The sequence below is a fragment of the Paenibacillus sp. J22P90 genome, assembly GCF_059692195.1.
The window spans coordinates 412,592-430,472 of record NZ_JCAUAY010000001.1; the positions used below are offsets into that span (position 1 = coordinate 412,592).

Annotated in this window: 17 protein-coding genes; 13 read left to right on the forward strand and 4 right to left on the reverse strand. The window is 47.6% G+C overall.

Features of this window, described 5'->3' with window-relative positions:
- The first annotated feature begins 11 nt into the window (after positions 1-11).
- The 9 genes from AC58UX_RS01615 (at position 12) to AC58UX_RS01655 (ending at position 10,657) form a co-directional block, all read left to right on the forward strand.
- Positions 12-1,412: an aldehyde dehydrogenase family protein gene (locus AC58UX_RS01615; RefSeq protein ID WP_497249061.1), complete on the forward strand. Its 1,401-nt coding sequence runs from the start codon at positions 12-14 to the stop codon at positions 1,410-1,412.
- 17 nt (positions 1,413-1,429) lie between these two features.
- Positions 1,430-1,786, forward strand: a complete 357-nt coding sequence (locus AC58UX_RS01620; RefSeq protein ID WP_497249063.1) for a cupin domain-containing protein — start codon at positions 1,430-1,432, stop codon at positions 1,784-1,786.
- A gap of 26 nt (positions 1,787-1,812) precedes the next feature.
- Entirely contained in the window at positions 1,813-3,138 is a 1,326-nt protein-coding gene (locus AC58UX_RS01625) for a flavin monoamine oxidase family protein (protein WP_497249065.1), read from the forward strand.
- A gap of 29 nt (positions 3,139-3,167) precedes the next feature.
- Positions 3,168-5,063: an ABC transporter permease gene (locus AC58UX_RS01630; RefSeq protein ID WP_497249067.1), complete on the forward strand. Its 1,896-nt coding sequence runs from the start codon at positions 3,168-3,170 to the stop codon at positions 5,061-5,063.
- A complete protein-coding gene (locus AC58UX_RS01635) occupies positions 5,041-5,826 on the forward strand; it encodes an ABC transporter ATP-binding protein (protein ID WP_497249069.1) in 786 nt (261 codons plus the stop codon). Before AC58UX_RS01630 ends, AC58UX_RS01635 begins: the two co-directional genes overlap by 23 nt.
- Entirely contained in the window at positions 5,813-6,520 is a 708-nt protein-coding gene (locus tag AC58UX_RS01640) for an ABC transporter ATP-binding protein (RefSeq protein WP_497249071.1), read from the forward strand. Before AC58UX_RS01635 ends, AC58UX_RS01640 begins: the two co-directional genes overlap by 14 nt.
- Positions 6,521-6,678: 158 nt before the next feature.
- Positions 6,679-7,926 (forward strand): ABC transporter substrate-binding protein, encoded by a 1,248-nt coding sequence (locus AC58UX_RS01645; protein ID WP_497249073.1) that lies wholly within the window; start codon positions 6,679-6,681, stop codon positions 7,924-7,926.
- 96 nt (positions 7,927-8,022) lie between these two features.
- Positions 8,023-9,354: a DUF1254 domain-containing protein gene (locus AC58UX_RS01650; RefSeq protein WP_497249075.1), complete on the forward strand. Its 1,332-nt coding sequence runs from the start codon at positions 8,023-8,025 to the stop codon at positions 9,352-9,354.
- Complete coding sequence (locus AC58UX_RS01655; protein ID WP_497249077.1) at positions 9,332-10,657, forward strand: DUF1254 domain-containing protein; 1,326 nt, start codon at positions 9,332-9,334, stop codon at positions 10,655-10,657. The genes AC58UX_RS01650 and AC58UX_RS01655 overlap by 23 nt, the downstream gene beginning before the upstream one ends.
- 51 nt (positions 10,658-10,708) lie before the next feature.
- Here AC58UX_RS01655 and AC58UX_RS01660 read toward each other — a convergent pair whose 3' ends face one another.
- The 4 genes from AC58UX_RS01660 to lipP1 are packed head-to-tail and all read right to left on the reverse strand — an operon-like array spanning position 10,709 to position 14,913.
- On the reverse strand, positions 10,709-11,452 hold the full coding sequence (locus AC58UX_RS01660; protein WP_497249079.1) for an SDR family NAD(P)-dependent oxidoreductase: 744 nt from the start codon (positions 11,450-11,452) through the stop codon (positions 10,709-10,711).
- 32 nt (positions 11,453-11,484) lie between these two features.
- Positions 11,485-12,240 carry an SDR family NAD(P)-dependent oxidoreductase gene (locus AC58UX_RS01665; protein ID WP_497249081.1) on the reverse strand — a complete coding sequence of 252 codons (756 nt, stop codon included), beginning with the start codon at positions 12,238-12,240 and terminating at the stop codon, positions 11,485-11,487.
- A 30-nt stretch (positions 12,241-12,270) separates the two neighbouring features.
- Positions 12,271-13,932 carry a flavin-containing monooxygenase gene (locus AC58UX_RS01670; RefSeq protein WP_497249083.1) on the reverse strand — a complete coding sequence of 554 codons (1,662 nt, stop codon included), beginning with the start codon at positions 13,930-13,932 and terminating at the stop codon, positions 12,271-12,273.
- Positions 13,933-13,983: 51 nt separating this feature from the next.
- Entirely contained in the window at positions 13,984-14,913 is a 930-nt protein-coding gene (lipP1, locus tag AC58UX_RS01675) for a LipP1 family hormone-sensitive lipase (protein ID WP_497249085.1), read from the reverse strand.
- Positions 14,914-15,017: 104 nt separating this feature from the next.
- Between lipP1 and AC58UX_RS01680 the strand changes: the two genes are divergently transcribed.
- From AC58UX_RS01680 to aceA, 4 genes are all read left to right on the forward strand, one after another.
- Positions 15,018-15,725: a response regulator transcription factor gene (locus AC58UX_RS01680; RefSeq protein ID WP_497249087.1), complete on the forward strand. Its 708-nt coding sequence runs from the start codon at positions 15,018-15,020 to the stop codon at positions 15,723-15,725.
- Positions 15,726-15,887: 162 nt separating this feature from the next.
- Entirely contained in the window at positions 15,888-16,091 is a 204-nt protein-coding gene (locus AC58UX_RS01685; RefSeq protein ID WP_497249089.1) for a hypothetical protein, read from the forward strand.
- A gap of 193 nt (positions 16,092-16,284) precedes the next feature.
- On the forward strand, positions 16,285-16,452 hold the full coding sequence (locus AC58UX_RS01690; protein ID WP_497249091.1) for a hypothetical protein: 168 nt from the start codon (positions 16,285-16,287) through the stop codon (positions 16,450-16,452).
- Between the two features lie 73 nt (positions 16,453-16,525).
- Positions 16,526-17,803, forward strand: a complete 1,278-nt coding sequence (gene aceA / locus AC58UX_RS01695; RefSeq protein WP_497249093.1) for an isocitrate lyase — start codon at positions 16,526-16,528, stop codon at positions 17,801-17,803.
- The last annotated feature ends 78 nt before the right edge of the window (positions 17,804-17,881 follow it).

Consider the following 17,881-nt stretch of genomic DNA (forward strand, 5'->3'; position numbering starts at 1 on the left):
AGTGTGTCGGGATGGAGGATGTGAAAGTGAACATTCAACAAGTATTCCAAAAGCAAAAGCAGCATCAGGTTGCCGTTAAAAAGACAAGTGCTGAAGAGCGCGTCGCGAAGCTGCAAAAGTTGAAGTCGGCCATTCTGGCCCACGCTCAAGAAATTCTAGGCGCTTTGGCGCAGGACTTTGGCAAGCCTGCGTTCGAAACGTTCACGACTGAAATCATGACGGTTGTCGGTGAAATTGACTATTTTTCGAACAATTTGGATACGTGGATGAAGCCTGTCGAAGTTCCTGCTCGCAGCCAAGGGGCAACGACGAAAATCATGACTGAGCCCAAAGGACAGTGCCTTATTATTTCGCCATGGAACTTTCCATTTGCGTTACTGTTCTTGCCGCTCGTACCGGCCATTGGGGCGGGGAACGTTTGCGTCGTGAAGCCTTCCGAGATTACACCGGCTACTAGCCGAATCGCTGCGCAAATCATCAAGGAAGTGTTTGATGAAGCCGAGGTTGCCATCTTCGAAGGTGGAGTCGACGTGGCGACTGCCTTGCTGGAGCTTCCGTTTAACCACATTCTCTATACGGGTAACACTGCGGTGGGCAAAATCGTCATGCAAGCAGCCGCCAAGCATTTGGCGTCCGTTACGTTGGAGCTAGGCGGCAAATGCCCTGTCATCATTGACGAGCAAGTGGATTTGGAGAAAGTGATCCCACGAATTGCGTTTGGGAAATTCGCTAATGCCGGGCAAATCTGTTTGGCTCCGGATCATGTTTATGTTAAGGCAAGCTTGCGGGAAACCTTTGTTCGTCTGATGGAGGAGCATATCACGCGCAGCTACTTCGACAACGGAGAGCTTACGAAGGCGGATCTAGCGAAAATAGTGAACGAGCGTCATCTGAACCGTTTGCAAGGTTATCTTGACGATGCGGTTGCGAAAGGGGCAACTGTTCGTTGCGGCGGTAAGAGTGAAGATGGCAGAATCTACCCTACGGTATTGACGGATGTGCCGCTGGATGCCCAAATCATGCAAGAAGAAATTTTTGGACCGATTTTACCAGTATTGTCCTATACCGATTTGGATCAAGTCATTGAACAGATCAACGATAGACCGAAGCCTCTGGCACTGTATGTGTTTAGCGATAATGCAGATTTCATTGACAATGTACTTGCAAAAACAACATCAGGCGGTGTCGCGGTCAATGATGTGGTGAAACATATGTCAGAGCCGAATCTTCCTTTCGGCGGCGTCAATGAAAGTGGCATCGGAAGGTATACGGGGCAATTCGGATATAAGGAATTTTCTCACGAACGCGGTGTGCTCTATCAAGCGCCAGTAGGGAGCAATCCTATGGAAGCTTTCGCCCGTGCGCCATATAGCGGCAAACTGGAAGCGCTTTTGCAAAATTTTAAAAAATGAGTGGAGGTGATCGGTCTATGGCAGTACAAAAAAAACTGGATATATCCAATGTTGGAGCGGACGAATGGGAGCTTTATGTGCCTAGCTACGGTCGTGTGGGCGGAGAGGTACATTGGCTTAGGCAAAATGATCCCGATCAGCCCCTATATAAAGCGGGACTATGGAAGCACCTTCCAGAAGACGCACCAAGTGGCCTCCCTTATCGCGTGAAATGGAATGAAACCATTCACGTCCTTGAGGGGGAAGCTGAGCTCACGACGCAGGGAGGAGAGACGATAAAGCTTCAACAAGGAGATATCGTCTCTTTCCAAGATGGGTTTGAAGCCCACTGGAAAACGCAAAAACCATTTACAAAGTTCTTCGTTATCACGTAAACACTTCTCAAGAGAGGAAGATCAGGATGGTTCAACAGCTTACATCTACCCATGCGATTTATGATGTCATCATTGTTGGGGCGGGCTTTGCAGGCGTTACCGCTTCCCGTGAACTCAGCAATCGCGGTTACAAAACCTTGATTCTGGAAGGAAGGGACCGAATTGGCGGCCGTACATGGACTGACCATCGTCTAGGGCGAGAACTGGAAATGGGGGGGACCTGGGTTCATTGGACCCAGCCACATGTCTGGTCGGAGATCATGCGCTATGGTCACGAACTGACCCCGTCTCCAGACCAGGAAATTGCCTATTGGTTTGAAGAAGGGGAGCTGAAAAAAGGGACGAAGATGGACTATTTCCGCTTCATCGGTGAAGCGCTCGTCCGATTTTTTGAGGAAAGTCGTCAGCATATCCCTTTTCCTTATGAGCCGCTCAAATCGGAGTTAATGGAAGAAATTGACAGTAAATCCGTGTTAGATCGACTGCATGAACTTCAGCTTTCCCCTGCGGTACATGACAATTTGAAGAACTTTTTGGAAGCATGCTTGAATGGGCCTGCTGAAGCAGGCGCGTACAGCACCCTTCTGCAATGGCATGCGCTAGCCATGCATGATTTGAGATTGATGGTTGAGACCATTTCCAAATTTAAGCTGGTAAATGGGACGAAAGCGCTTATTGAATCGATCGCAGGTGACTCCGCAGCGGACATTCAATTTTTAAAAACGGTTTCTGCCATTGAAAAAGAAGCTGATCTGTATCACGTATCCACAAGAGACGGTGGACGGTTCATAGCGCAAGCGGTCATCGTCACCTCGCCTCTAAATGTGTTGAACAAAATTGCGTTCACGCCTGCCTTGTCGGAACGTAAACAGCAGGCAGCGACGGAAGGGCAAACTAGCCGAGGCATTAAAATTTGGGCCAAGCTTCGAGGCAAATATGAACCTTTCAGCGGGTATGCACCGCCTGAGGGCCTCCTTAACTTTTGCAATTACGAATATGAAGTAGATGGGGACAGTATTGTTGTCGGATTCTGCTCGGATGCCTCGCGTCTAGATCCAGAGGACGTATCCACCATTCAACATGAAATTCGCCGTTGGATTCCTGACGCGGAAGTTGTAGCTTCTACAGGACATAACTGGGTTGCAGACGAACTTTCGGGGCAAACCTGGAACATGCATAGAACGAATCAAAAAGTCCGTTATATGACAGAGCTGCAGCGTCCGGAAGAAGGGCTGTTCTTAGCTGGCTGCGATTATGCATGCGGTTGGCCGGGGATGATGGATGGTGCAATTGAAAGCGGACTGGTAGTAAGCCGCAAAGTTCAACAGTATTTAACTTTGCGCTCGGATTAGCTTGCCAAATAAGTATACAGGGTGGGGACATGCAAATGCTGGTACTCGGACAGACAATCGTCAGCGGACTTGCCACAGGAAGCCTATATGCGTTGGTTGCCCTGGGTTTAATTATGATTTTTAAAACGACCAATTTGCTTAATTTTGCATACGGTCAAGCAGCCATGCTTTCCACTTTCGTCGCTTATACGCTGCTTTCCAAGTACAATTTACCTTACGGTTTAGCTTTTATCGGGGCTATAGTTTTCTCCGCATTGATTGCGCTTGTAGTTAGAAATATATTACGTCCGGTGAAAAGCGGGAATGGTGCTGTTATGGCCACCCTGGCGCTTTACATGATTTTCACCGCAGTAGCCGGTTGGATCTGGGGTTGGGACGCATTACCGTTTCCAACCGTACTTTCAGGCGCCCCTCTTGAAGTGTTGGGCATTGTTATCAGCCAGGATACACTTCTCATATTCGGCGTGACCATCGCGCTGATGTTACTGCTATTTTTCTTCTTCAAGTATAGTATGACAGGGATCGCCATGCGGGCTTTGTCGCAAAATCCGGTCGCTTCCAGCCTTATGGGGATCAGTGTAGATAAGCTGTTCACGATCACCTGGATCATCAGCGGCGTGCTGGGAGGCATTGCCGGATTATTAGTCGCGCCGTCCACCTTTCTCGATACCAACATGATGTGGAACGTTCTTTTGAAAGCGTTTACCGCAGCTGTCTTAGGTGGTTTCACGAGCTACCCTGGCGTCGTTATTGGAGGACTCATGCTCGGCGTCTTGGAAAATTTGGTCGGCGGCTACCTCTTTGCTGATTTGAAAACAACCTTCGCGTTTATCGTGCTAATTCTTGTACTCATCATTCGCCCGGAAGGCATTTTGGGCAAAAAGATTCGCATGCTGGGCAAATCGGCAGTACGTGAGAACAGCGGACTTTTTAATTCAAGCCGTGCCGGTTGGTCCAATACTCGTAAAGGGGTGCTCATCTTCCTAATTGTGGCCCTGCCTTTCCTGCTGCTGAATAATACGTATACGCTATACTTTGTGAATTTAACGATCATCTATATGATTGTCGCGATCGGGCTTAATGTGCTGGTCGGCTTCTCGGGTCAGTTCTCCTTCGGTCATGCTGGGTTTTTTGCAGTCGGGGCTTATACGTCAGCACTGATAACCATGAAACTGAGCATTCCTTTCTGGTTCGCGCTGCCGATTGCTGGCATTGTGACAGGCGTCGTGGGATTCTTGCTGGGGTTAACGGCCTTGCGGTTATCTGGGCTTTACCTGGCGATCGCGACGCTCGGCTTTGGAGAAGCACTGCCGCAGCTCTTGTTGAAATGGGATTCCCTGACCAACGGTTCTGCGGGGCTTAAAGTTGCCAAGCCAAGCCTCGGTTCATTTTCGTTCGATAATGAATTCAAATATTATTTCCTGGTGCTAGCAGTGCTTATCATCGTCTTATGGGTGACAACGAACCTGCTGCGTTCCAAAACAGGAAGGGCGCTGGTTGCCTTGCGAGACAGCGAGGCCGGGGCGGAAGCGATGGGGATCCGCGTTTCCAAGTACAGAATTCTCGCCTTCGTCATAAGTGCTGTTATTGCGGGCGTTGCCGGCAGTCTTTACGCGCATATGGTCGGCTTTATCAGCCCGAACGACTTTAACGCTTGGGTATCGATCATCATGATGTCAATGCTCTTGATCGGTGGCGTCGGCAGCATTCCAGGAGCGATGCTTGGCGCTCTCTACATGACCGTTGTGCCGCAAGTGTTTGCAGAAAGCAAAACGTTGACTGACATCTTGTTCGGCGCCAGCCTGCTGCTCGTCACGCTGTTTTTCCCGAACGGTTTGGCCGGCATATATGACAAGTTCACCCATTTCATGAAAAGGAATGTCAAGAAGGAGGTGAATGCCGGTGGCACTACTCCAAGTCAATGATTTATCGATTAACTTCGGCGGATTGAAAGCGATCGACTCGTTAAGCTTTTCCGTTAATGAAGGCCAAATTTTCGGATTAATTGGCCCGAACGGGGCAGGCAAGACGACGGCGTTCAATTGTATCGCTCGCTATTACCAGCCTACTACCGGTCAGATTCTCTTTAATGAGACCAATCTTTTAGCGACGAAGCCCTATAACGTCATTCGGAGCGGGATTGCCCGCACGTTTCAGAATATGGAGCTTTTCACAAGCATGACCGTACAAGACAATTTGCTGGTGGGGCAGCATGTCCACACGAATACGAGCATATTCAGCGAAGCACTTTCCTTGCGGTCTAGAAAAAGAATGGAAGAGGAAATTCGCGAAAGAGCCAGCTCGGTAATGGAATTTCTAGGTCTCCAATCCGTTGCCCACGCCTATGTGACTTCGCTGTCTTACGGCATGCAAAAACGCGTGGAGCTCGGACGCGCGCTGATCTCGCAGCCAAAGCTGATCTTGCTCGATGAGCCGGCGGCTGGGATGAATCCGAGTGAAACGAAGGAATTAGCGATTCTCATTAAACAGTTAAGGGATTCTCAAGGCATCACCGTGCTCTTGGTTGAACATGACATGCATATGGTAAGAAGCATTTGCGATGAAATTTGCGTGATGGAATTTGGTCGAAAAATTGCCGAAGGGACCCCTGAGGAAATCGTACACAATCCATTGGTTATCAAAGCCTATTTGGGCAGTCAAGGGGGGGACCAGCATGCTTCAGCTTAACGATATCCATACCAGCTATGGCAGAGTACTTGCCTTGCAAGGCGTATCGATGGAGATTAAGGAAAAATCAATCGTTGCGCTGCTCGGTGCGAATGGCGCCGGTAAATCGACGCTGCTGAAAACGATCTCAGGACTGCTCAAGCCAAATAAAGGAAGCATCCATTTTCTAGGCGAGCGCATAGATAGCCAAAAGCCGGAGCGGATTGTGTCCAAAGGCATCGTGATGTCCCCGGAGGGAAGACAGGTTTTTCACGAGTTAACGGTACACGAGAATTTGCTCCTGGGTAGTTATTCACGCAGAGACAGGGCACAGGTCCAACAAGATTTCGAGTACGTATTTAGCCTGTTTCCGCTTTTGAAGGAACGACTGAAGAAGCATGCTGGCACACTAAGCGGTGGGCAGCAGCAAATGCTCGCGATCGGCAGAGGACTCATGGCCAGGCCGAAGCTGTTGTTGCTCGACGAACCCTCGATGGGACTAGCACCGATTATGGTGCAGGAAATATTCCGCATCATTAAGGAAATCAACGATAACGGCACTACCATCCTGCTGGTTGAACAAAACGCGAACATGGCCTTGCAAATCTCTGATTATGCTTACGTCCTTGAGACTGGCGTCGTGTCCACAGAAGGCAAAGCGGCAGAGATGCAAAATAACGATGAAGTACGCCAATCCTATCTAGGTGGTGCTTAATCTGGTTATCCGCAGAGGAGGTGATGGCGCACAATCGTAATTGGGCTTAGGTGAAACAGAGTCAGGGGTTAACTACAGTTATCATCGTTGGGCAGACAGATGAGGCAAGGTCATTTATTTCTCTAGTACAATAAATCAAAAATTGGAGGAACATACAAATGATTAAAAAATCTGCAATGTTACTCATTGCCATGGTGTCGGTCCTAGCGGTAGGCTGCTCTGCAAAAACGGCTACAACACCTGCACCGGCTGCTTCAACTACGCAAGCTGCAGCGTCACCCGCTGCAACATCTTCAGCTGCAACTACGCCAGCAGCAAGCGCTGCGGCTGTTACTTCGGATCCGGGTGTAACGGCTGATCAGATCTTAATTGGTGTGACAGCACCTTTGTCCGGACCTGCAGCTGCCTATGGCGGCTATGCTTCAGCGTTGGAAGCGTACTTCAAGAAAGTTAACGATCAAGGCGGTATTAACGGACGGAAAATCAAAGTGATTACGTACGACGATGCGTACGATCCATCCAAAACAGTTGCCGTGGTCAAGAAACTGGTAGAAGAAGATAAAGTATTCTTAATTTCTTCCATGGGAGCAGGCCCAGTTCTAGCTGTATCCGACTACCTGACAGAGAAGAAGGTTCCGGAGTTTGCAGTATCGGGTAACACCCAAGCGGCAAGCTATAAATACAATTTCGGCGCGCAGCCAACGTATTCAACAGACGGTCAAATCATTGTGAAACAGGCCGTAGAAAAATTAGGCGCGAAGAAAATTGCCGTCTGGTATCAAAATGACGACGCCGGCAAAGACTGGATGGCGGGAATTACGCCTGAGCTGAAGAAGAACGGACTGGAGCCTGTCGCTAGTGTGCCTTTCAACGTATCAGACGTTGACTTCAGTACACCAGTGTTGAAAATCAAACAAGCGAATCCGGATGTTGTCATCTTGGCCGGTACCGTTAAGCCGAATGCAGCCTTCCTGAAGGAAGCGCAAAAGCTCGGACTGAAAGCGCAAATCATGTCTGTGTATGCGGGCGGTGACTCCAATCTCATTGCTCTGGCTGGACCTGCTGCGGAAGGCGTCATCTCGACGGATTACCTGAAAGATTACAACGATGCCTCCGATCCTGATATCAAAGCGCTTCAGGACTGGGTTGCCTCGTATTTGCCAGGCAAGAAATTAGATAGCCTTACGTCATTTGCCGTCATTTACGGCGAGCTCATCACGGAAGCGCTTAAACAAGCAGGCAAAGATTTAACGCGACAAAAACTCGTTACTGCCATGGAAAACATGAAAGGCTTTAACAGTTCCATGGTCAAAAATATGAGCTTCAGCCCGACGCAGCATGCGATCGGTGGGGAATCTATTTATTTCCACAAAGTGCAAGGCGGTAAATTTGTTAAGCTGCCGTGAGAATAGACCCTGTCATTAAGATTCGTACATTACCCGGTCCTCTTCGTAAGAAGGGGCCGGTATTTCACATTTTATGATCAATGGGGGATACGTCAGATGGTTGTTGAAAGTATTTTACCGCAAAATCAGTTTCGCTCCAATTTAGCCTATGCAATAGGCATTGATGCGTTTATTTACGGCTATACGCTTGTGGAAATGGCGCGCACCTTGCAAAAATTCACAGCAACGACACCATTAAATACTTTTCATCACGACGAGCGTCTGGCAGACGCTGATTTCAGAGACTGGGTAAAGCCGAACAATGACACCGTGCATACAACGGCATGGTTGGATGTATCCAAAGGCCCGCAAGTTTTGCGTTTTCCGCAAGTAAATCGCTACTTTACCTTTCAATTAATGGATGCGTACAGCAACTCGTTCGGGTTCATCGGTGGATACAATAAAGCCGATTACGATGGCGGTAACGTAGTTATTGCCGGTCCCAATTGGCGAGGCATCGTGCCAGAAGGAACGAAAGTCATCAAATCCCCAACCAATCTGGTATGGATTCTAGGACGAACCTTAGTTGATGGTGAGCAAGATTTGACTAATGTTTATAAGATTCAAAAAGCTTATCAATTAGCACCTTTAGACGCCAACCAGGAAGAAGGATCAGTCGACCTTCCCCAAATTGCACCCGGCGATGTTGAGAATCCATCAACATTTTACCTTATCCAAGCGCAATGGATGAAACTTAACCCTCCACCCAAAGAGGATGAAGCATTGTTAAGTAAGCTTGAGTTAATCAACTTCGATTATCGTGCAGGAACATTCAATGGTGATCGTGACCCAGCTATCCTGGATGGCCTCACCAAAGCGCTAAAGGATGGTAAAGAAATCGTGACCAAGTCCATCAGCATGCTGATGCGGCCTAATAATGGTAGTTGGCGAATGAATGTTGAGCGGATCGGAACGTATGGCACCTTTTATTTGAATCGCGCAATGACGGCTATGTATGGCCTAGGGGCAGTTACACCCGAAGAGGCTGTCTATGCAACAACACGGTCGGATAGTGACGGGAACCTGTTAAGTGGACAAAAAAAGTATGTGATTCATATGGATCATGATCAACTGTCTCCTGCGAACGCGTTCTGGTCCTTATCTTTGTATAATTCGCAAAATTTCTTCATTGATAATCCAATTAACCGATATTCAATCGGCGATCGCACAGAGGGACTGACGTACAATGCGGATGGTTCCTTAGACATCTATGTTCAAAGTACGGCACCTATCGGTCATGAATCGAACTGGCTGCCATCGCCTTTCTCTGCGACATCCAGTAACTTCGGTTTAATTCTACGCATGTATGATCCGAAAGATAAGGTGAAGGATGGCACGTATGTCGTCCCGCCTGTCGAAATCATCAATGAAGAATTGGGAGGTGTTTAAAATGGTGGCAGGGTCCATTGATCCACAAGATCAATATCGTTCAAATTTAGCTTACAGCATCGGAATAACAGCCTATATGTATGGGTTCCCGCTTGTTGCGGTTGCCAACAAAATGCAAGTCCAGACGGCAAGGCTCGCTCCTCTGAATCATTTTAAACATAATAGACAGTTGCTTGATGAGACCTATAGAGGTGTTATTTCACCGAATAATGATACGCCGTATTCTGCAGCGTGGTTAGACTTGTCAGCAGGTCCAATGGTTCTAAGTATTCCAGCAGTGGAAGAGGGAAGGTACTTTACGTTCCAATTTGTTGACGCCTATACGAACTCCTTTCATTACTTAGGAACACGTACTGGGGATACGAGCGGAGGAAAATATGTGATTGTCGGACCGGCATGGACAGGAGAACTCCCGCAGGGGACGACCGTCATTCAAGCTCCAACGAACTTGATGTTGATAGGAGGGCGTACACTTGTCACAGATGAGAAAGATCTGGAGAAGATCCGAGCCATTCAAGATCAGTACAGGCTGACACCTTACGATGAAAATCAACCTGCTCCATCCCTTGATCTTCCTACCATAGCGCTAGCTGATTATGAGGATCCAATTCGATTTTTTGATCTGATGGCTCGATTGATGAAGTTGAATCCACCGCCAGATTCAGAAGCCGTGCTCATTAACCAATTTAAATTAATCGGGATAGACCTGACAACAGGGTTTCATGGCGCATCCGAACCGGCTATAATAGAAGGCTTAACAAGAGCTGTCCAAGATGCGAAAGAAATTATTAGTAAATCAACATCCGCTGTAGGGACAAATAACAACAATTGGATTGTCTGGGACGACAAGGTTGGCAACTTCGGAGACGATTATTTGCTGCGTGCTGTGCTCGCCAATGTCGCCATATTCGTCAATACGCCGGAGGAGGCTATTTATCCTCGAACGGAAGTGGATCGCGATGGTAACCCATTAAACGGCGCAAATACGTATGTCATTCACATGAATCAAGATGAGCTGCCGCCGGTAGAAGCCTTTTGGTCTATTAGTCTATATGGTTCTGACCAGTACTTTGTGGCCAACCCGATCAAGCGCTTTGCGATTGGCGATCGTACCGAAGGTCTAATGTACAATGCGGATGGTTCCTTAGATATTTATATCCAAGAGACAGCGCCAGACGGTTTAGCATCCAATTGGCTCCCTGCACCCAAAGGTGACTTCAATCTCATGTTAAGACTGTATATTCCTAAAGAAGAAGTGCTAGCTGGTTCTTATCCAATGCCTTCCGTTACAAAAACCTCATAAAAAGAAGCATGCTGCCGAGCTCATCTCGGCAGCATGCCTGTTACGTTTTTTTTATTGAGCTGAATAACCGCCATCGACCTTAAGACTCGTCCCAGTAATAAAGGAAGCGTCGTCGCTGGCAAGGAAAAGTACAGCTTTAGCGATTTCATCAGACGTGCCCAGTCGACCGATTGGGTGCAAGCTGATGAGCCGTTCGGTCATCGCCTCATTTCTGCCTGGTATGAGCGGCGTGTCGACGTACCCTGGGCAAACCATATTGACTCGGATGCCCTGTTTGGCATAGGTGGTTCCAAGACTTTGCGTCAGTAGATTGACGCCGCCCTTGGTGGATGGATAGGCAGCTATGCCGCTTCTTCCGACGTGGCTATGAACGGAACCATTGTTCACGATAGCTCCGCCAGTGCCTTGCGCCAGCATCTGCTCAATCGCATATTTGTTGCAGAGGAAAACCCCAGTTAGGTTAATATCGATCGTTTTCTGCCATTGCTCCAAGGAGAGGAGATGAGCAGGGGCATCGCTCGCGATCCCCGCATTGGCGAACAGAATATCGAGCTTGCCGTACTTCTGAATGGTTTCCTGAATCAGGTTCTGAACATCCGATTCTTTACTAACATCAGTTTGGATAAAATGGGTTTGATAGCCTTGATCATTCAATTCCTGTGAGAGTGCTGCACCGCGTTCAGCGAAATCCGCAATGACCGCCATTGCGCCTTCTGCGGCGAATAAGCGCACGGATGCTTCACCGATACCGCTGGCTCCGCCGGTAACAATGACGACTTTATTTTGAAATCTCATTGAGAGAACCACCTTTGCCTAGGATAAATACCTTATCTTGCCGTTGTTCCGCCATCGATGATCATTTCGGTGCCCGTCACAAAAGTCGATTCATCCGAAGCAAGGAACACGACCATATCGGCCACTTCCTCCGTAGACCCAACGCGTCCCATCGGTGAGAAGCTTTGCCCGATTACGGCTTTATCGCGCTGGAAAGTATTGGCCGCATAGTCAGCCATTGCCGTATCGATGTAGCCGGGGTGTATCGAGTTTACACGAACACCATGAGCCGCAAATTCAATGGCTGCGTGCTTGGACATCGTTCGAACGGCGCCTTTGCTAGCCCCATATAACGTATGGCCAGCTCCCCCTACGATGCCGGCAACCGAGGAGGCGTTGATGACAGAGCCATTTTGCTGCTTGACCATAATCGGCACCACGTGCTTCATACCTAGAAAAACACTTGTTACATTAATGGACATGAGACGATTCCAATCTTCAACGGATGTTTGAAAGAGCGGTTTAATCACATAGATGCCAGCATTATTAAAGAGAATATCAATGCTCCCAAAGGCAGCCAGCGCATCTTGGACAACATGGCTCCACTGTTCTTCGTTGCTGACATCGTGATGTAGTGCAAGCGCTTCGCCGCCGTTTTGCTTGATGTCATCGACTGTCCGATTCGCTCCAGCTAGATCAATATCCGTTACAATGACTTTGGCGCCTTCTTTGGCGAAGCGGAGCGCTGTCGTTCTTCCAATTCCAGTAGCGCCGCCAGTTAGGATGGCGACTTTATTGTTTAAACGCATTCTTGTACACCTCCAGGTTAGTATTACGCTCTATCCATTCACGGCAGTCGTTTCATTGCGAGTTAGTGAAAAACCGTCATATCCTTTCGCAGCGACTTCATCGCAAATTTTGCGGTAAGTCCCGACACCGCCGACGTAAATGAGGAAGCCACGGGCTTTACCTTCAATATTCGCGCCTGAGAACCAGGAATCTGTCTTTGAATAAAGCGTGTAGTCAGCCACTTCTTTGCAATGCTTGCTCCAAGCTTCTTCCGCATCCGCTTTGGCTTCAATTGCCTCGATACCTTGCTCGCGTAGATACTCGATGCAATCACTGATCCATTCGACGTGCTGCTCAATGGAAACGGGCATGTTGGACAGTACAGAAGGGCTTTGAGGGCCGGTAATCATGAAGAAGTTCGGGAAGCCCGCATTAGCAAGTCCGAGGTACGTTCTCGTCGTTGAGCCGTCTGCCCATTTCTCCTTTAATGAAACACCATCTTTGCCACGAATATCGATCTTAAACAAAGGACCTGTCATCGCGTCGTAACCAGTAGCAAACACGATTACGTCGAGCTCATATTCCGCATCTGAAGTTCGCAAGCCTGTTGGTGTGATCATCTCAATCGGCGTGCTCTTAACATCGACCAAAGCGACATTGTCACGGTTAAAAGTCTCATAATAATTCGTGTCGATTACGGCACGCTTGGCGCCATAATAGTAATTCGGCTTCAGCTTTTCCGCCACTTCGGGATTTTTGACGATATCGCTAATTTTCGAGCGAATGAAATCGGCAACAGCTTGGTTGGCCTCGGGCTTAATCAAGACGTCCTTGTAGGTAGCTTGCAGTCCTAAGCCGCCACGCTCCCAAGCTTCTTCAAAAACACGCTGGCGCTCTTCCGGTGTATCCTCATGCATAGCGGGCCGAGACGTGGTGTAAGGGGATAAGAAGCCTGCTGTGGAATAGCGCAGCTTTTCTCTGAGTTCGCCGTAATTCGCTTTCACATCTTTTATAAATTCAGGGTCATACGGATGATTTCTCGCCGGCGAGCTATACCCAGGAGTCCGTTGGAAGACCGTGAGATGCTCGGCTTCTTCCGCAATGACCGGGATGGACTGGATACCGCTGGATCCCGTGCCAATGACACCGACGCGCTTGCCCTTGAAGCTAACGCCTTCGTGCGGCCAGCGTCCCGTATGGTACCACTCGCCTTGAAAGCCGTCTAAGCCTTTCAGGTTGGGAACGTTGGAGGAGGAGAGACAGCCAACACCTGAAATGAAATATTTTGCCGATAATGTAGCGCCTTGCTCGGTTTGAATGATCCATTTGTTGTTCACTTCGTCGTAATGGGCAGATGTGACTCGTGTATTAAGCTGAATATCTCGACGCAGGTCGAACTTGTCGGCAACAAAGTTGAGGTACTTTAATATTTCTGGTTGTGCAGGGTACCTGGTCGTCCAAGTCCACTCTTGAATGAGTTCGTCTGAAAAGCTGTAGTTATAGATGATACTGTCGGAGTCGCATTTCGCTCCTGGATACCGATTCGCGTGCCACACGCCGCCTACGCCGTTAGCCGATTCAATAACACGGACAGAAAAACCGGCTTCGCGCAAACGATGAAGCATATATAAGCCAGAAAAGCCAGCACCGACGACGATTGCATCGAAGCTAAGATTCGGATCTGCTTGGCGTTGATTTTGTGAAGGTGTCATAGTCGTTGGGACCTCCTAAAGTTGGGTCTGTCCGTTAAGTTGTAAGCTCTTTCAATTCAGATCGTTTAAAAATGTCGAGATTTTCGAAATCGTTTCTTTAATGGCATCTGAGAAAAAAGCCATATTAGTGAAGTACGCATGAACTAAACCTGGCTCGCAGACAGCCGTGACCTTCACACCGGCTTCCTTCAGCCGCTCCGCATAAGCCATGCCTTCATCGCGAAGCACATCATTTTCAGCTGTAGTAATGAAAGCTGGGGGGAGATCGCTAAGATTTTCAGCGAGTAATGGAGCTACCTGCGGATTCTTAACGTCATCCTCATGATGAATATAATGGTTGCCAAACCAATTCATCGTCTCTTTCTCTAAACCGAACCCCGTTTGATATGCTTGATAGGATGGGGTATCATAGCCTAAGCTAGTTACCGGGTAGATCAGCACCTGCGCAGCGATAGCCGGACCGGCTAGATCTCTGGCGAGCATGGAGACGACGGCTGCCAGATTGCCTCCAGCACTGTCTCCGCCAATGACAATATTGGAAGGAGCTCCACCGAATTGCGAGGCATGTTGATGGACCCATTGTAAAGCCGCATAGCTGTCTTGAAGCGGGATGGGGAACTTATGCTCAGGAGCTAGGCGATAGTCCACTGAAACAACGATTCTCCCTGTTCGATTGGCGATCATACGGCAGCTTGCGTCACAAGTTTGAATATCGCCAAGAACCCAGCCTCCACCATGGTAGTAGATAAAGAGAGGGAACGGTCCTTCGCCAAGCGGCGTGTAGATCCGAATGTTGATCTCAGCCTCATGATCGACAGCTATGACCTGATCTTCGATCTTCGCGAGCGGTGCCAACTCAACTTCAACAGGAGGTGCTTTTGCTAAAAATGCACGAATTGTATGCGGTTCCAATTTATGAATGGGCGGAAGTTGATACCATCTTTCCAGGTAAGCTTTTGATTGTGGAGCCAGATTAGCCATCGTGATCTTCCTTTCTCGACGTTATAGATCAAGCATATCGTTTTTAGAAAATTTTGAATATATCCCAAAAGTAGATAGCCTATCCCCCAAAAGGAGGTAATTCGGTGAAATCACAGCACCTCGACCAGCTTACTTTGCAGCAACATATTCGTAAATTAGATGAAGTCATCTCGCACGAAGAAAAACTGGTGAAAATGATTGAAATCTATATGGACATTTTCCACATTGGCAATGCGCTTCTTTTAAGATTTTCACCCTTAGGTTTTCTTGGGGAAGGGATTATATTTTTCGATTCAGCGGGCGTGAAGCATTTTCGAGAAGTCAGAGAAGATATTCGATCCTTTCCCATTATTTATTCAGCCATTCGCGAAAGAAAGGCCAAATATTGCTCTGGCGCCGATTTGTTAAAGCAAATGGGGACTACGTTCATCTTCTCTTATAAAGTAAATGCGTTAGTCGTTGTGCCTATTTGTGCCGAGGGCGTTGTCATTGGGTATATATGTTCAACGGAATTTGTGGAAGGCGTCAACGTCGATGACACGATGCTTGCGTTTCTTACCATGTTTGGCAAACTCGCTGGCAATTACTTGGTGAAATCAGTGGGGACAGTGGAGTCTAAGGAATTGAGCAAACGGGAGTTGGAAGTGATCAAACGTATTTCTTGGGGGGAAAGCATTAAAGAAATGGCAGAAGCGATGACCATCAGTGAATTGACGGTAAAACAATATATTAAAAATGTGATAGAAAAAACAAAAACGAATAACCGTTCACATGCGGTTGGCGAATTGCTTCGGAGAGGCATCATTAATTAGCTGGCCACAGGGAATGAATAAGGTCATTCTTGTAATTGTTATATAATATTTAATATTATTTAAAAATGTTATTGCACAAATGTTTTTAATAGTTATACAATATAAAACATAAACATAATCTGTAATAGTACAGAGGCGTACATGTTGAAGGGAGAGATGAGTATGAATAGTTTGGCATCATCCATGGAGTTCGAAAGAAGGAAATTTACGAATCCTCGAGCCTATGATTACAAGGGAACTGTTGCTGTTGCGAATCGAAGAGCACGTACAGAGCATGATGAATGCGGTGAAACTGCCTTCTATCCGCTATCTCCATTGTCTTTGACATTGTACTACGCCTTTGATGAGGAAGTCGAAATAAGCTAAGTAGGGAATTGTGAATATAAAAAGGATTCGATCAGCCTGCCGAAAGTTTCATTTCGGTGGGCTTTTTTATTGTTATAGTACAAATAAAATAATAATTAATTTTATAAAACAGTATTGAACATATTAGGATCGTGTGTTATATATTATATTAATAAATTAATTCTGTATTAATACATTCGAGGAGGAAACAAACATGGATTGCCCAACATGCCAAGGTCATGGAGATTTAGAAGAAATGAGAAGTACGGATGCGCAGTTTCACGAAGAATTGGTTAGCATTTCTTTTGGTAAGGATCGCGTGTTGTGGCCAAACTCTTGCCCGGTTTGCGGGGGCAACGGATTTCTGGACGTTTCCTTTTAAAATCAAGAAACAATGAGCGCATGCTTACGATACCAGTTTATCTGGCAAAAAAATCTAAGGAGTGCTAATGATCATGAACGATCAAAAACAGAGTGAACAATTGCTGGCAAGCTGGAATTCGAAGCGATTTGAAGGCGTATCTAGACCGTACGCGGCAGAGGATGTGCTTCGCCTCCGTGGCTCTGTCGTCATAGAACAGACATTGGCTGAGCAGGGAGCCCGCAAATTTTGGAAACGAATCAACGAAGATGACTTTGTTCCCGCGCTGGGAGCACTAACGGGAAATCAAGCCGTGCAGCAAGCCAAAGCAGGACTGAAAGCGATTTATTTAAGCGGTTGGCAAGTAGCCGCCGATGCGAACTTATCCGGTCATATGTATCCCGATCAAAGTCTTTACCCAGCCAACAGCGTACCTAGCGTTGTAAAACGCATTAATCAAGCGCTGCAGCGTGCCGATCAGATTCAGCATGCGGAAGGAAGCGGAAATATTGACTTCTATCTTCCTATTGTGGCAGACGCAGAAGCAGGCTTCGGCGGACCGCTTAACGTGTTCGAATTGATGAAAGGCATGATTGAGGCGGGAGCAGCTGCTGTTCATTTCGAGGATCAGCTCTCCTCTGAGAAGAAGTGCGGACATTTAGGTGGCAAAGTGCTGCTTCCCACACAGCATGCCGTGAAAAATCTCATCGCAGCAAGGCTGGCGGCTGATGTAATGGGGGTAGAGACGGTGCTCATCGCTCGCACAGATGCGAATGCAGCAAGTCTTCTGACAAGTGACATTGATGACAACGATAAACCGTTTCTGACGGGCGATCGTTCACCTGAAGGGTTCTTTTATGTCAAAGCAGGCTTGGATCAAGCCATCTCGCGCGGTCTGGCTTATGCGCCTTATGCGGATATGATCTGGTGCGAAACATCAGAACCGAACCTGGAAGAAGCTAGACGATTCGCTGAAGCGATTCATGCGAAATTCCCAGGCAAACTGCTTGCTTATAACTGCTCCCCATCTTTTAACTGGAGGAAAAAGTTGGATGAACCTACAATTGCTAAATTTCAAAGAGAGCTAGGTAAGCTGGGCTATAAGTTCCAATTTGTCACCTTGGCTGGCTTCCATGCTTTGAATCACAGTATGTTTGAGCTCGCCCATGATTACAAGGATCGTGGCATGGCTGCCTATTCACAATTCCAGCAATCGGAATTCGCCAGCGAATCTCGCGGTTATGAAGCTACGCGTCATCAGCGTGAAGTAGGTACTGGGTACTTCGATGAGGTGTCCCAAGTGATAACGAGCGGCAAATCTTCCACTACTGCGCTTGCCGGTTCGACGGAAGAGGAGCAATTTGCCCACTAATTTCCATGCTAGATGATAAGGAGTTGAGAATGGTGATCGATCAAACATTACCCAGGGGTATCGAAATCGACAAGACGT

What these genes read in the sequence shown, in the direction of transcription:
- lipP1 (WP_497249085.1), bottom strand. Translation starts at nt 14,913, where the DNA reads ATGGCTAATCTGGCTCCACAATCAAAAGCTTACCTGGAAAGATGGTAT.
- AC58UX_RS01615 (WP_497249061.1), top strand. Translation starts at nt 12, where the DNA reads ATGGAGGATGTGAAAGTGAACATTCAACAAGTATTCCAAAAGCAAAAG.
- AC58UX_RS01630 (WP_497249067.1), top strand. Translation starts at nt 3,168, where the DNA reads ATGCAAATGCTGGTACTCGGACAGACAATCGTCAGCGGACTTGCCACA.
- AC58UX_RS01685 (WP_497249089.1), top strand. Translation starts at nt 15,888, where the DNA reads ATGAATAGTTTGGCATCATCCATGGAGTTCGAAAGAAGGAAATTTACG.
- AC58UX_RS01655 (WP_497249077.1), top strand. Translation starts at nt 9,332, where the DNA reads ATGAAGAATTGGGAGGTGTTTAAAATGGTGGCAGGGTCCATTGATCCA.
- AC58UX_RS01670 (WP_497249083.1), bottom strand. Translation starts at nt 13,932, where the DNA reads ATGACACCTTCACAAAATCAACGCCAAGCAGATCCGAATCTTAGCTTC.
- AC58UX_RS01625 (WP_497249065.1), top strand. Translation starts at nt 1,813, where the DNA reads ATGGTTCAACAGCTTACATCTACCCATGCGATTTATGATGTCATCATT.
- AC58UX_RS01640 (WP_497249071.1), top strand. Translation starts at nt 5,813, where the DNA reads ATGCTTCAGCTTAACGATATCCATACCAGCTATGGCAGAGTACTTGCC.
- AC58UX_RS01690 (WP_497249091.1), top strand. Translation starts at nt 16,285, where the DNA reads ATGGATTGCCCAACATGCCAAGGTCATGGAGATTTAGAAGAAATGAGA.
- AC58UX_RS01665 (WP_497249081.1), bottom strand. Translation starts at nt 12,240, where the DNA reads ATGCGTTTAAACAATAAAGTCGCCATCCTAACTGGCGGCGCTACTGGA.
- AC58UX_RS01660 (WP_497249079.1), bottom strand. Translation starts at nt 11,452, where the DNA reads ATGAGATTTCAAAATAAAGTCGTCATTGTTACCGGCGGAGCCAGCGGT.
- AC58UX_RS01650 (WP_497249075.1), top strand. Translation starts at nt 8,023, where the DNA reads ATGGTTGTTGAAAGTATTTTACCGCAAAATCAGTTTCGCTCCAATTTA.
- aceA (WP_497249093.1), top strand. Translation starts at nt 16,526, where the DNA reads ATGAACGATCAAAAACAGAGTGAACAATTGCTGGCAAGCTGGAATTCG.
- AC58UX_RS01645 (WP_497249073.1), top strand. Translation starts at nt 6,679, where the DNA reads ATGATTAAAAAATCTGCAATGTTACTCATTGCCATGGTGTCGGTCCTA.
- AC58UX_RS01620 (WP_497249063.1), top strand. Translation starts at nt 1,430, where the DNA reads ATGGCAGTACAAAAAAAACTGGATATATCCAATGTTGGAGCGGACGAA.